This window comes from Bradyrhizobium altum (assembly GCF_020889705.1).
Lineage (GTDB): Bacteria > Pseudomonadota > Alphaproteobacteria > Rhizobiales > Xanthobacteraceae > Bradyrhizobium > Bradyrhizobium altum.
The window spans coordinates 1-13,109 of sequence record NZ_JACMYP010000100.1 but is presented as its reverse complement, the minus strand read 5'-3'; the positions used below and the strand labels follow the sequence as shown (position 1 = coordinate 13,109).

At 62.0% G+C, this 13,109-nt stretch carries 12 protein-coding genes and 1 pseudogene; 9 read left to right on the top strand and 4 right to left on the bottom strand.

The window, feature by feature from the left end:
- Nucleotides 1-44: 44 nt before the first annotated feature.
- Nucleotides 45-497 (top strand): winged helix-turn-helix transcriptional regulator, encoded by a 453-nt coding sequence (locus H8B02_RS23295; RefSeq protein ID WP_229168448.1) that lies wholly within the window; start codon nt 45-47, stop codon nt 495-497.
- A gap of 192 nt (nt 498-689) precedes the next feature.
- On the opposite strand, the gene H8B02_RS23290 is transcribed toward H8B02_RS23295, so the two are convergent.
- Nucleotides 690-1,061 (bottom strand): nuclear transport factor 2 family protein, encoded by a 372-nt coding sequence (locus H8B02_RS23290; protein ID WP_229168447.1) that lies wholly within the window; start codon nt 1,059-1,061, stop codon nt 690-692.
- A gap of 136 nt (nt 1,062-1,197) precedes the next feature.
- On the opposite strand from H8B02_RS23290, the pseudogene guaA reads away from it, so the two are divergent.
- Nucleotides 1,198-2,807, top strand: a pseudogene (guaA, locus tag H8B02_RS23285) (glutamine-hydrolyzing GMP synthase).
- 974 nt (nt 2,808-3,781) lie between these two features.
- Here the strand turns inward: guaA and H8B02_RS23280 are convergent.
- On the bottom strand, nt 3,782-4,384 hold the full coding sequence (locus H8B02_RS23280; protein ID WP_229168446.1) for a PepSY domain-containing protein: 603 nt from the start codon (nt 4,382-4,384) through the stop codon (nt 3,782-3,784).
- Between the two features lie 656 nt (nt 4,385-5,040).
- The gene (locus H8B02_RS23275) at nt 5,041-5,250 is read right to left on the bottom strand and encodes a hypothetical protein (protein ID WP_229168445.1); all 210 of its coding nucleotides are present in this window, start codon (nt 5,248-5,250) and stop codon (nt 5,041-5,043) included.
- A 464-nt stretch (nt 5,251-5,714) separates the two neighbouring features.
- Between H8B02_RS23275 and H8B02_RS23270 the strand changes: the two genes are divergently transcribed.
- Genes H8B02_RS23270 through H8B02_RS23260 form a run of 3 tightly spaced genes read left to right on the top strand, consistent with a single transcriptional unit; the run spans nt 5,715 to nt 6,751 of the window.
- Nucleotides 5,715-6,152: a hypothetical protein gene (locus H8B02_RS23270; protein ID WP_229168444.1), complete on the top strand. Its 438-nt coding sequence runs from the start codon at nt 5,715-5,717 to the stop codon at nt 6,150-6,152.
- A gap of 12 nt (nt 6,153-6,164) precedes the next feature.
- Nucleotides 6,165-6,428: a TetR/AcrR family transcriptional regulator gene (locus tag H8B02_RS23265; protein WP_229168443.1), complete on the top strand. Its 264-nt coding sequence runs from the start codon at nt 6,165-6,167 to the stop codon at nt 6,426-6,428.
- 8 nt (nt 6,429-6,436) lie between these two features.
- Nucleotides 6,437-6,751: a hypothetical protein gene (locus tag H8B02_RS23260; RefSeq protein WP_229168442.1), complete on the top strand. Its 315-nt coding sequence runs from the start codon at nt 6,437-6,439 to the stop codon at nt 6,749-6,751.
- Between the two features lie 83 nt (nt 6,752-6,834).
- Here the strand turns inward: H8B02_RS23260 and H8B02_RS23255 are convergent, their stop codons facing one another.
- Complete coding sequence (locus H8B02_RS23255) at nt 6,835-7,497, bottom strand: TetR/AcrR family transcriptional regulator (protein WP_229168441.1); 663 nt, start codon at nt 7,495-7,497, stop codon at nt 6,835-6,837.
- Between the two features lie 215 nt (nt 7,498-7,712).
- On the opposite strand from H8B02_RS23255, the gene H8B02_RS23250 reads away from it, so the two are divergent.
- The 4 genes from H8B02_RS23250 to H8B02_RS23235 all read left to right on the top strand — a co-directional run.
- Nucleotides 7,713-8,579, top strand: coding sequence for a histidine kinase dimerization/phosphoacceptor domain -containing protein (locus H8B02_RS23250; protein WP_229168440.1), 867 nt, complete (start codon nt 7,713-7,715; stop codon nt 8,577-8,579).
- Entirely contained in the window at nt 8,576-9,706 is a 1,131-nt protein-coding gene (locus H8B02_RS23245; protein WP_229168459.1) for an efflux RND transporter periplasmic adaptor subunit, read from the top strand. Before H8B02_RS23250 ends, H8B02_RS23245 begins: the two co-directional genes overlap by 4 nt.
- The gene (locus H8B02_RS23240) at nt 9,703-10,779 is read left to right on the top strand and encodes an efflux RND transporter periplasmic adaptor subunit (protein WP_229168439.1); all 1,077 of its coding nucleotides are present in this window, start codon (nt 9,703-9,705) and stop codon (nt 10,777-10,779) included. Before H8B02_RS23245 ends, H8B02_RS23240 begins: the two co-directional genes overlap by 4 nt.
- Nucleotides 10,776-13,109, top strand: a 2,334-nt coding sequence (locus tag H8B02_RS23235) for an efflux RND transporter permease subunit (RefSeq protein WP_229168438.1), incomplete at its 3' end; no start/stop codon positions are given. The genes H8B02_RS23240 and H8B02_RS23235, both read left to right, overlap by 4 nt.

The window sequence follows — 13,109 nt, the reverse complement described above, 5'->3', positions numbered from 1 at the left end:
TTTTAAGACCAGTTCGGAATCGTGATCGAGGGAGGTGGAGCGCGATGCAGCGGACCGGATTTGCAAAGGCGGAATGCCCGGTGGCCCGCGCGCTGGATGCGATCGGCGACTGGTGGTCGCTGTTGATCGTGCGCGACGCGTTCGACGGCCTGCGCCGGTTCGGCGATTTCCAGAGGAACCTCGGCATCGCCAAAGGCATGCTGACGGCGCGGCTGCGCAAGCTGGTCGAAACCGGCGTGCTCGAGCAGGTCGCGGCGTCCGACGGCAGCGCCTATCAGGCATATGTGCTGACAAAGCGGGGACACGACCTGTTCCCGATCGTGGTCTCCTTGCGGCAATGGGGCGAGGCGCATCTCTATGCGCGGGGCGAGCCGCATTCGGTGCTGCTGGACCAGGCCGGGCAGGCCGTCGGCCAACTCGTGCTGCCGTCGAAGAGCGGCAAGCCGCTGAGCTGGGCGGATACGAAGGTGAGGAAGGTTGCGACGCGGAGGCGATGAGTGCTGCGTGTGCGCAACGGACAACGTTGTCGCTATCCCCACACTCCGGCGTCATCCTGAGGTGCGCGTCGAGCGGTGCGCCAGCAGCGCTCGGCGAGCCTCGAAGGATGGGATGGGGCCGGGCCGTCGCCCTTCGAGGCTCGCTCCGCTCGCACCTCAGGGTGACGGGAGAGGGAGCGATGCCGCAACACCTCACCCCACCAGATGGTTCGCCGAGCCCTGCCTGATCTTGCCTTCGACGTCGAGCCTCAGATACTCGCAGATCTTCTTGCCGCGTTCGTTCTGGTAGAACACGACGACGCTGTCGGGCGAGACATAGAGGTCGATCAGCTCGAAATGCAGCTCGGGCAGTTTGGCGAGCGCGGCGCTCCAATAGGCCCGCAACTGCGCCTTGCCGCGCACGGTGCCGGAGGCGCCGAAGCCGAGCGCCGGGATCCGGTCCGAGGTCATCTCGGTATCCTCCGAATACATCGCCAGCACGCGCTCGAGGTCGCGCGCGTTCCAGGCGGCGATCCAGTCGTGGCCGAGCGCTGCGAGGCGGGATGGTTCGTGAAAATCTGGCATTTGTTTCCTCCCATTGGTTGTGGCGAAACTAGGTCAATAATGCTGACCTATATCGATTTGTCCATGCCCAAAGAAGAATGTGGGCGCCCCGCGCTGCGCGGTTGCGGGGGCGGGCGGTGTCGCGTATCTGCTTGCCATGACAGCCCAGCACACAGCCCAAGACACAGCTCATGACTCGTCGGCGCCCACGGTGGCTTCGGCGCATGACAAGATTCTGATTGTCGATTTCGGCAGCCAGGTGACGCAACTGATCGCCCGCCGCGTCCGCGAGATGGGGGTCTATTCCGAGATCGTGCCGTTCCAGAAGGCGGAGGCCGCCTTTAAGGAGATGAAGCCGAAGGCGGTGATCCTCTCCGGCGGGCCTGAGTCGGTGCACGAGACCGGCTCGCCGCGCGCCCCGCAGCTGATCTTCGAATCCGGCGTTCCCGTGCTCGGCATCTGCTACGGCCAGATGACCTTGGCCGCCCAGCTCGGCGGCGAGGTCGAGGGCGGGCACCACCGCGAATTCGGCCGCGCCGATGTCGAGGTGAAGACCGACAGCCAGCTGTTCGACGGCGTCTGGGGCCACGGCGAAAAGCACCAGGTGTGGATGAGCCATGGCGACCGCATCACAAAAATGCCGCCCGGCTTCTCGGTGGCCGGCACCTCGCCGAACGCGCCGTTCGCGATCATCCAGGACGAGAAGCGCAAGTACTACGGGCTGATGTTCCATCCCGAGGTGGTGCACACGCCAGACGGCGCCAAACTGTTGCGCAACTTCGTGCGCAAGGTCGCAGGCCTGACCGGCGACTGGACCATGCGCGCCTTCCGCGAGGAGGCGATCGAGAAGATCCGCGCGCAGGTAGGTTCGGGCAAGGTGATCTGCGGCCTGTCCGGCGGCGTGGACTCAGCCGTGGCGGCGGTGCTGATCCACGAGGCGATCGGCGACCAGCTCACCTGCGTGTTCGTCGATCACGGATTGCTGCGGCTCGACGAGGCCAGGACCGTCGTCGACCTGTTCCGCAACCATTACAACATCCCGCTGGTCCATGTGGATGCGTCGAAAGAGTTTTTGGGCGAGCTCGAAGGCGTCACCGATCCCGAAGTGAAGCGCAAGACCATCGGGCGGCTGTTCATCGAGGCGTTCGAGGCGGAGGCGAAGAAAATCGGCGGCGCCGCATTCCTGGCGCAGGGCACGCTCTATCCTGACGTGATCGAGAGCGTCTCCTTCACCGGCGGGCCGTCTGTCACCATCAAGTCGCACCACAATGTCGGCGGCCTTCCGGCCCGCATGAACATGAAGCTGGTCGAGCCGCTGCGCGAGCTGTTCAAGGACGAGGTGCGCGTGCTCGGCCGCGAGCTCGGCCTGCCCGAAGTGTTCGTCGGCCGCCACCCGTTCCCGGGCCCGGCCTTGCCATCCGCTGCCCCGGCGACATCACCAAGGAAAAGCTCGACATCCTGCGCAACGCGGACGCCGTCTATATCGACCAGATCCGCAAGCACGGCCTCTATGACGCGATCTGGCAGGCTTTTGCGGTGCTGCTGCCGGTCAAGACCGTCGGCGTGATGGGCGACGGCCGCACCTACGAATACGTCGTCGGCCTGCGCGCCGTCACCTCGACCGACGGCATGACCGCGGACTTCTACCAGTTCGACATGAAGTTCTTAGGCGAGACCGCCACGCGCATCATCAACGAGGTGAAGGGCGTGAACCGGGTGGTGTATGATGTGACGTCCAAGCCGCCGGGGACGATTGAGTGGGAGTAGTGCGGCCGGCGGCCGTCGCGCAATTTGGCGTAGTTTGGTCGAGTGTTCTCGCTTCCTTCGCGTTGAAAATTCTGACCGAAGTAGTGAGCTTGGCTTAGCCTAGCAGAGGTCCGATATCCATTGCGTCTTCACTGATGGAGTATCGCAGCGCGCTCGATCGTACAGGAGGGCGGGGCGCGCTTAGAATCTGGCCAGAAGCACCGATAGGTTCTAGCGCAAAGCGGACACTCCTTATTCGCCTCGGTCCCGTTGGCACCACCTAGCTCAAATTGAGCCCATGATGGATTGAGCAAAAGCTAAAATTATTCAAGATTAGAAGGCGGCTTGTGCATGACGTGTGCACCGGCACACTAAGAAATATCTCGTCACAGCCAACGTCGCAAGCTTATGGCGCATGTGCAGGTCTGGGTTTCCGAGGGCAGGAGGCCGGCGAGTGCTTACGAGCAGTGTCAGTTGTTCGAAGGGGGGCAATCGAGAATCGTGGGTTTGACTCCCACTCTCTCCGCCATCGATTTCGGACAGCGGAAAAGTCCTTCAAAATCAAGCATTCTCGAGCCGCCGGAAAATGACGGTGTAGCACTACGGTGTAGCACCGTGGCGTACGCAAGTTGCGATCATTGAACCGCCCGTGGAAGGCCTTTCCAAGAAGGGCCACGTTGCACGGTGCCGGCAGGTTTCTCAGCAGCGATCTCTGCCACTGCATTCGGAACGCTATCTCGTTTTGGCCTTACATGTTCCTTTCTCCGTCACGATCGACGCCCGCCGCCGCACCGCTCTCTGCCATCGCATCCAGCGTTTAGACAGGTGCGCTCGTGTTTGGGCTGATCGTTGCTTACGTCCTGAGAAACTACGTCGTTTCCCGCGCCGACGTGTGCCAGATCCTCGCAACGAACCGCTCGGCAGCAGTGCCGCCAAACTGCGGCCAAGGGGGTGAGTTGCTGCCGGCAGGCGCAGCCTAATCCGCTGAACCGCGGTTAGTGGTGAGCTGACCCCCGTCGTGCTACTTTGGGCGGCTCGAGCGTGACCTCCTTCAAGCGATCACCACTGGCGATGACGACCACGAAGTTGAGTTTGTCATCCTGCTTCACCAGACCTCCGGCAAGAGCACTCCCCGCTGCAGCCTGCTCGGCGATGCGTACGGCGTCCGACAGCTCTTGCTCAACTGACTTCAGGGCAATGATTTTGCCCAGATTCTCTCGGTCGAGCTCCTTCAGCGATGACGAAACTTCCCTTTCTGTCACTCTTCCGGTGTTAGCATCTATGACATTTTCCCAAAGTCGTTCATTGCCTACCGTCCGTACCCGATAAATGGCCGGACCGGAAATCTCAAAACTAACATCCGCAGTCTTTGAACCGTCATGTAGATGCTCGGCGATCGCTACCGCCTGACTGAGTGGAATTTTTATGGTGCGAAATTGCTCGAGCAGGCGACGAATCACCGTTTCATCGGCATCGCCTTGCGCGGCTACGCTTCTATTTGTGGCGTCCAAAGATGTGTGGGTGACATCGGCTCTCGCGCCCGTGGCAGCAAGCGTGGCGGACAAAACTATAATTGCTAACATTCGCTTCTTCGACATGATGAGGTAAATCCCGTGGCTATCCGTGAAAAATTGATCGGTGGTCTTATGGGTGTGCGAGGGTCCACGACGGGCCTATCGACACGAACCTTGGTTCAGTGAAGCGCAGCGTTCGAGAGTGGTATCGAAAGACGAATGCCGCGCAGGTCGCCGTCGCTTCTCGGCGTGAGTTCGAGCGAAATTGCGTCGTGGTTCCGAGGCAAGCCCGACTGGCCTCGTGCTTGAGCCGGCTTGATCGGAGACTCCCGGATCTAACTGCGCCAACGTTTCGCGGACATGAGTCGGGATTGCGGGACTAGCGTCACTCGCATCGGCTTGCTCGGATATTGACGCGGGCGGCTGTCGTACGGCGTCGGCCACTTCCGAGGTAAGCGGCGAGGGGACCTCAATCTCCCTGTCCGGGAGAATGGGGAGCAAACCGGACTGGCTGGTATCGATGATAATTGCTTCCGGTCCCTTCAGTTCGGAGGCGATCCGGATCGGCGGAAGCGTAGAGTGCGATTCGATGAGCTTGTTTGGCGGGGGCGCGGGCAGCAGGGAATTGGCTGCAAGGAGCAGCATGAGCAACGCTCCGCCGACCCACAGAAAGTAACCCCGCACGGGAGCTTGAGTCCCGGCGGAACTGCGCGCACGCATCGACAAAGCGGATGCTCTGCTCACAGGGCCGGGCTCCGGCGCCGAAGTGCTCTCGGCGCGATCCAGGAGCGCCCGCCGACGAACGCGTGCACCCCGGCAAGCAACGCGATCGTAACGCCCAGCAGCAGGCTCAGGGCCACGAGGGACAGAGCCACGACCAGGTTCAGGGAGGCGAGCGCAAGCCCCGGCCACGGATTTTCCTTCGCGCGCGACCACAAAAGTGTTGACATTCTCGGCTCCATAAATACACTAAACCGTATAGTTCATATACATCCTGTACCGCGGGGTGTGTCAAGAGCGAAGACTCACAAGCTCGTGTTGAGGCAGTTCGACGGGCGGGGGAATCGGAGCATGACGCTGCGTTTCCCGTTCGAGCGCGCGATGCCTCAGCAGAAGAGGGGATTTTGTATGTTCAAGCACACTTTAGTAGTCGTTCTGGCCGCAATGTTCGGCAACGCGACTGCCTTTGCGCAGGAGAGCCGCGGCACTCCCGAACAGAGGGCCGCCTGCGCGCCTGATGCCTTCCGGCTATGCCTTGGCTACATCCCCGACGCCGCGAACGTAGAGGCCTGTCTCCGGCAAAGAGAGTCAGCTCTGAGCGATGCTTGCAGAGCTGTCTTTGACCGCGCTGCGGAAGCTGCTTCGGTCAGGACTATTGGGGCGCCCCGCCGCGGCGCGAGAGAGGAATGATCGCATGAACACTGTTTATGCCCCCGCTTTCGCCGCGTTCGGTGGCTCGGCCTTCGGAGCGATCTCCACGATCGTGTCGGGTTGGGTGACCCGGCGCCGCAAACTTCGCGAGCGTCATAATACCCGGTCGATCGCCAAGCGCGAGCGGCTCTATCGGAGTTTCATCGAGGAAGCCTCTCGTCTCTATGCCGAAGCGCTCGTCAGCGACAGGTCCGAGATTCCTCAACTGGTCAATTTGTACGCGCTTGTCGGACGGATGAGGATTCTTTCTAGCGATGAGGTGGTTCAAGCCGCAGAGCGGGCAGGTCGCCTGATCGTCGAAACCTACCTTTCGCCGAATCCCGAACTGGTCGATTTGCCCGAACTCATGGAGGAGATGGACCCCTTGCGTCACTTCGGCGAAACCTGCCGGCGTGAATTGCATTCGATCCCATCTCACTGAGGGTTCCAAGCGATGCCGCAGCGGATACGCCAGGCCGGGTCGTCGTGCATCCGGCGGCGAATCGTACAGGCAGCGATCCGACTGCACCGCGAGATCGGCTTCAGGAAGACCACCGTCGCCGATATCGCTCGCGGGGCGTCGATGTCGCCCGCTAACGTTTACCGCTTCTTCCCTTCAAGGCAGGCGATCGACGAGACGATCGCGGCGGATCTGTTCGATCGCATGTCCGCGGCTCAACCCTTGCGGCTCGCGGAGACTCCGCCCTGGAGCGCCTAACGGCTGCCTTGAGAACGATCTCGCAGCTGCACCAACATCGGCTGGAGCACGACAGCAAGGAACACGAATTGGTCGCTGCGGCGGTACGCGAGAACTGGGCAATCGCCCAGTCTTACACAGACCGGATCCGGGGGTTTGTGCGCGCGACCATTGCTGCCGGACAGGCGAGCGGCGAGCTACGACCGGGATGTGCAAGGGCAATGACCTGTTGCCTGCTTGAAGCAATGGAGGGGTATCTCAATCCGCCGCGGATCAATACGGCTGCCGTTCGGCCCAAGTTCGATGAGATGATGGATTTCTGCACCGGCGCCCTGCGTCATTGACGGTGAGGTCGGCCGATCGACCTGCCCGCCGATATCCGTCCCAAAGCCGCGGCGCAAGGATAGCGGCGAGGCCTTCGGCTGGTTCACGGCCTCCAGTCCGTCTCGCAAGCCGCGAGAAAAAAATTGATTCGTTCGTGCAGGAACGTCGGCAACTCCTTTTTGAGATCTTTCAGTTCTTCACCCATCAGAGATCTCATCAGCATCGGAAGCAGGATAAGATCCATGAACATCTGCGCGGTCGCTACGCTCCGCTTTGCGCTGAAAGGTCCTTTAGGTGAGCGCGCGACCCTCTGCGTCGCTTCGTTCAAGAGTTGCGAAACTGCTCCAGCCGCTCGGTCGCGCGCCGCATCGTGAACATTCCGGCTCAACTCGGGAAATCGGCGCGCCTCGGCGATCGTTGCGCGCGTGAGGTCCAACGTGTCCTCGACAAATCTCTCCACGAGCTCGATGCCGAGATTGGCGAGCTTCTCCTGGATGGTGCGGCCTGCCGGCGTGAACCCCTCGAAATCCGTCAATCCGTTGATGGTCCGCACCACCACAGCCACGAACAGCGCCTCCTTGCCGGGGAAGTGGGCATAGATGGTCGGTTTGCTCGCAGGGGCCAACTCGGAGATGTCGTCGATACTGGCACTCCGGAAGCCTTTCTCGAGAAAGAGCTGCTGGGCTGCATCGAGAATCCGCGCCTGGACGTCGCCGGCTAGGTCCTTGGGCGGCCTGCCGCGTTTCGGGCTTTTGTTCGTCGCCATCACCGTCTCCCAATCACGAGTTTTTGCGTGTCTGGATTCCACTTGACATGGCCCGTCAGGAAATGCAATGAAAAGAAAATATACGGTATAGTGTAATTTGGTTTTCGCACAGGCCGGCGTTGATTGGCCTGCCTGCGCCAGCTGCTCCGTATGACCGGCCGACCGCCAGATGCGCGTTCGGCCGCCGCCTGGTCCGCCAACCTGAGGAGATCGTCGTGACTGTGTGCAGCCCGGACTCGCCAATCGTGGAGCAGGGCATTCTGCTGCGCGAATTGAATCACCGGATCAATAATGGGCTCGCCTCGGCGATCAACCTGGTCTCGGCCGCGGCGGTCCGGGTCGAGGGGGCGGAGGCCAAGCGCGCCCTAAGCGACGTGGTCGAACTGTTGCATGGTCATGCCGATGTGCAGCAGGCGCTCGCAATGCCCAAGGGCAAGGCACTTATCGACGCCGCGACCTACATCCGCATGATGGGCAGCGCCATGCGACGTTCGTTGCTGGATCGGATGAATATCCGGCTGGTAGTCGCCACCGAATATCTTCCACTCCAACCAGAGCGATGCCGGCGGCTCGGAATGATCGTCCACGGGCTCGTAACCGAGGCCGCGAAACATGCGTGCTTCGACGCGCGGACCGGAGAAATCAAGATCAAGCTGACACGAATCGGCGCGCTGGTGAATTGCGTCGTCCTGGACAATGGGTCGCGGCCGGCACGGGGCGTTGCGGGGCGCGGACTGCGGATCAGCAATGATCTTGCCAGGGGTCTCGGTGGCCGGGTCGAGCACGGCTCCGGCGATGAATTCACATCCGTCGTCCTTTCATTTCCTCTGAGAGAGCGTGAGTGGCAGGCGAACTTTGCGATCGCGGAGCGTCGCATCCCGTGGCCGTCTCGCCGATCAGACGTCAGTCCATCCGGTACCTCGGCGCTTTGCACGAGAGCAAGCTCCCCGGATCAGGACAGCCGCCCCACTGCAATTCGACCAGATCCAGGTCCGCCTCGGGGAGTCCAACAGCTCTCTGCCCAGGCGGCGGATGTGCTGGGCGAGTTGTTGTCACCTGGTCACCGCATGGACGTGTCATGAAACATACTACGAACCAAGCTGAAGTCGTTGAAACTGCCCGCAAACGCAAGCTGAGGGGTCCCAGCGTTCTGGCGGCCGCGCTTGTCGCGATCGCGCTGAGTGGCTGCAACGATCATGCCGCCGCTCCCATCACGCGTGCCGCGATGGTGCGAACAGAGATCGTGCAGCCGCGCGACCGACAAGCCTCCGTCACCCTGACCGGCGATATCCAGGCCCGGTTTCGCGCGGATCTGTCATTCCGCGTCAGCGGACGTGTGCTCGCGCGCTATGTCGATGTCGGCGCTCACGTCGAGGCTGGTGAGATCCTGGCTGTGCTCGATCCCGCCGAGCAGCAGGCCGACGTCGATGCCGCAGCCGCGGCGGTCACAGCCGCGCAATCTCAGTTGCGCGTGGCCATGGCGACCTTCGAACGGCAGAAGACGCTGATCGCAAGCGGTTTCACCACGCGCACGGTCTACGATCAGGCGCAGGAAGGATTGCGAACCGCAGAAGGTGCGCTTGAAGCCGCAAAAGCTGCGCTCGGAATGTCGAAAGACGCCCTTGGCTATACCGCGCTGCGCGCAGGAGCGGCAGGCGTCATCACCGCGCGCAATCTGGAAGTCGGCCAGGTCGTACAGGCCGCGCAGCCCGTGTTCTCGCTGGCGCAGGACGGCGAGCGGGATGCCGTCTTCGACGTCTACGAATCCATCTTCTTTGGCAACCTCGAAGACAGCCGCGTGTCGCTGGCGCTTGTCTCCGACGCAGGCGCGACGGCGAACGGGCGTGTCAGGGAAGTCTCGCCCGCGATTGACGCGAAGAGCGCGACCATCCGCGTCAAGGTTGCCATCCAGGATCCGCCGGCAGCGATGACGCTTGGAAGCGCCGTTGCAGGAACCGTCAAAGCGAAAGCCCAGCAGCAGATCGCATTGCCCTGGAGTGCATTGGCGGCGGCAGGATCGAAGCCCGCGGTTTGGACTGTCGATCCGGCGACCAAAACGGCTGCGCTCAAGCCAGTGACGATTGCCGGTTATGAAGCCCGCGAAGTGCTGATCAAGGCGGGCCTCAAGCCGGGCGAGCGCGTCGTGATCGATGGCGGCAAGCTGCTGAGCGTTGGCCAGGCCGTGACATATGAGGGAGACCCGTCATGAACAGGCGCGCCATGATTGCAACCGGCACGTTTATATCCGCGCTGGTGCTGGCCGGATGTCAGCAGGACACGAAAGCGCCCGAGCCCGTTCGGCCTGTGCTGTCGATGGTCCTTGAGCCGAGTAGCGCGGACAGCACAGTCGCCGTGGGTGTTGTTGAGCCCCGGTACAAGACCAATCTTGCGTTCCGCGTGCTGGGACGTCTGACCGCGCGTCCCGTATACGTCGGTGACCTCGTCAGCGAAGGACAGACGGTCGGCACGATCGACCCCACGGCCCTCGAGCTCGCCGTACGCGCGGCCAAGGCTGAGCTTGCGAAGGCCCAGGCGCAGCTGGCGACGACAACGGCGACGGAGGAGCGGCAGCGAACCCTCATCACAAGTGACGCCACCACAAAGCAGACGCTGGACAATGCCGAGCAGGCGCGGGCGGGTGCCGACGCGTCGGTGGCGCACGCGCAGGCAAACTTGATCAAGGCAATTGAGCAGCGCGGCTATGCACAGCTCAAGGCCGATTTCGCAGGGGTCGTCACCGCAGTGGGGGCGGAGGTCGGACAGGTGGTCTCGCCGGGCCAAAGCGTCGTAACGGTCGCGAGGCCCGACATCAGGGAGGCGGTTGTCGATATCGGGGAGGATTTCCCGGTGCCGCTTGAAATTGGCCTACCATTCACAGTCGGCTTGCAGCTTCTCCCCGCCGTTCAGGTGGAAGGCAAGGTTCGCGAGATCGCCCCGCAGGCGGACCCCGTGACGCGCCTGCGGCGGGTCCGCATCGCCCTCGACAATCCCCCTGAAAGTTTCCGCTTAGGCACGACCGTTACGGCGAAGCTCGGCACTACGCAAAGTCCGACATTGCGCGTCCCCGCCTCGGCGGTGCTCGCTAAGGATGGCGCGAATTTCCTCTGGGTCATCGATCAGCCTGCGAGCACCGTATCGCTGCACAAGGTCGATCTCGCCGGGGACCCCGCAGGTGCACGCGTCACCGATGGGCTTGCCCCCGGTGCGCGCGTCGTGACCGCCGGAATCCACAGCCTCAAGCCAGGACAGCAAGTCCGTATCGAACAGGATCAGAACCCATGAAGTCGTTCAACCTTTCCGACTGGGCGCTCCGCCATCGTTCGCTCGTCTGGTATTTCATGATCGCCTTCATGGCGGCAGGCCTCTTTGCCTACCTTCAGCTTGGCCGTCAGGAAGATCCCGACTTCACCATCAAGACCATGGTGATCCAGGCGCAGTGGCCGGGCGCATCGCCTGAAGAGATGACGCGCCAGGTCACCGACAGGATCGAAAAGAAGCTCGAGGAACTGGAATCGCTCGACTACACCAAGAGCGTGACGGTCGCGGGCCAGACCACCGTATTCGTCTATTTGCGAGACACGACAAAGGCGGCTGACGTCAAGCCGACCTGGGTCCGCGTCCGTAACATGATCGCGGATATCAAGGGTGATTTTCCGCAAGGAGTGATCGGGCCGGGCTTCAACGATCGCTTCGGCGACGTGTTCGGCAATATTTATGCGTTCACCAGCGACGGCTTGACCCAGCGTCAGCTGCGCGACGAGGTCGAAGGTATCCGCGCCAAGGTTTTGACCGTGCCTGATGTGGGTAAGGTCGACATTCTTGGCGCGCAGGACGAAGTGATCTATCTCGAATTTTCCACCCGGAAGATCGCGGCCCTCGGCCTCGATGTCCGCTCGATCATGGCCTCCCTGCAGGGACAAAACGCGGTCGCGCCGTCCGGCGTCTTCCAGGAGGGCCCCGAGCGCATTAGCGTGCGTGTGAGCGGCCAATTCACGTCGGAGGCAAGCCTGAAGGCGGTCAATCTCCGGATCAACGACCGCTTCTTTCCGCTGACCGACGTCGCGACTATCACGCGCGGTTATGCCGATCCGCCCCAGACCTTGTTCAGGTACAACGGCCAGCCCGCGATCGGGCTTGCCATCGGCATGAAGTCCGGCGCAAACCTGCTTCACTTCGGCGAGGCGCTGAAGGAGCAAATGTCGAAGGTCATTGCCGACCTGCCGATTGGCGTCGGCGTTCATCTGGTCGCCGATCAGCCTGTCGTCGTCGAGCATGCCGTGTCGGGCTTCACCGAAGCGCTGTTTGAGGCCGTGGTGATCGTCCTCGCCATCAGCTTTCTCAGCTTGGGCATGCGGGCCGGACTCGTCGTCGCAATCGCAATTCCGCTGGTTCTCGCCATTACCTTCGTGGTGATGGCCTATGCCGGCATTTCATTGCAGAGAATTTCGCTGGGTGCATTGATCATCGCGCTGGGCCTGCTGGTCGATGACGCGATGATTGCCGTCGAAATGATGGTGGCCCGGCTGGAGGTCGGCGATCCTCTGGAAAAGGCAGCGACCCACGTCTATACGTCGACCGCTTTTCCCATGCTAACGGGCACGCTGGTCACCGTCGCGGGCTTCATCCCGATTGGGCTGAACAGCAGCAATGCCGGCGAATTTACCTTCACCCTGTTCGTGGTGATTGCGGTCTCCCTGATCGTGTCGTGGATCGTCGCGGTGCTGTTCACCCCGCTGCTCGGCGTCACCATTCTGCCGGCAAAGATGAAGGGCCATCATGAGGAGAAGGGCCGGCTGGCGCAGATGTTCGCCCGCGTGCTGCTCGTCTGCATGCATCACCGTTGGATCACGGTCGGCGTGACGGTTGCAGCCTTCTTTGTCGCGTTGTTCGGCATGACATTCGTGCAGCAACAGTTCTTTCCCTCGTCGGACCGTGACGAACTGGTGATCGACTGGAACTTGCCGCAAAATGCCTCGATTGCAGACACCAATGCGCAGATGGCGCGCTTCGAGCGCGAACAGCTGCAGGGCAATGGCTCCGTGGAGCATTGGTCGACTTATGTCGGCACCGGCGCGCCGCGGTTCGTGCTGTCGTTCGACGTGCAGACCGCGAATACATGGTTCGGCGAAATGGTGGTCGTGACCAAGGGCGGCATAAAGGCGCGCGACCTCGTCAAGGCACAATTTGAGGAATATCTGAGGAAGACGTTTCCAGGCACCGACACCTACGTCAAGTTGCTCGAGGTCGGTCCGCCGGTGGGACGTCCCGTGCAATACCGCGTGAGCGGGCCTGATATCGCGAAGGTCAGGGATCTCTCCCAGGAACTCGCCGGCATTGTGCGGAGCAACCCCGATCTCGGCAGCGTGGTGTTCGACTGGATGGAGCCTGCGCGCGTCGTCAAGGTCGACGTCCTCCAGGACAAGGCGCGCCAGCTTGGCGTCACGTCGGAAGACATCGCCACGGCCGTGAATTCGGTGCTCGAGGGCACGCCGATCACACAGGTTCGCGACAGCATCTATCTCGTCAACGTCACGGGGCGCGCGACCGCGGTCGATCGCGGCTCGATCGATACGCTCCGGGATCTGCAGTTGAGCGGGCAGGGCGGGCAGTCG

Bases quoted from the DNA above. Each gene is read 5' to 3' on its own strand.
- H8B02_RS23295 (WP_229168448.1), top strand. From the start codon at position 45: ATGCAGCGGACCGGATTTGCAAAGGCGGAATGCCCGGTGGCCCGCGCG.
- H8B02_RS23290 (WP_229168447.1), bottom strand. From the start codon at position 1,061: ATGCCAGATTTTCACGAACCATCCCGCCTCGCAGCGCTCGGCCACGAC.
- H8B02_RS23280 (WP_229168446.1), bottom strand. From the start codon at position 4,384: ATGTCGAAGAAGCGAATGTTAGCAATTATAGTTTTGTCCGCCACGCTT.
- H8B02_RS23275 (WP_229168445.1), bottom strand. From the start codon at position 5,250: ATGTCAACACTTTTGTGGTCGCGCGCGAAGGAAAATCCGTGGCCGGGG.
- H8B02_RS23270 (WP_229168444.1), top strand. From the start codon at position 5,715: ATGAACACTGTTTATGCCCCCGCTTTCGCCGCGTTCGGTGGCTCGGCC.
- H8B02_RS23265 (WP_229168443.1), top strand. From the start codon at position 6,165: ATGCCGCAGCGGATACGCCAGGCCGGGTCGTCGTGCATCCGGCGGCGA.
- H8B02_RS23255 (WP_229168441.1), bottom strand. From the start codon at position 7,497: ATGGCGACGAACAAAAGCCCGAAACGCGGCAGGCCGCCCAAGGACCTA.
- H8B02_RS23245 (WP_229168459.1), top strand. From the start codon at position 8,576: ATGAAACATACTACGAACCAAGCTGAAGTCGTTGAAACTGCCCGCAAA.
- H8B02_RS23240 (WP_229168439.1), top strand. From the start codon at position 9,703: ATGAACAGGCGCGCCATGATTGCAACCGGCACGTTTATATCCGCGCTG.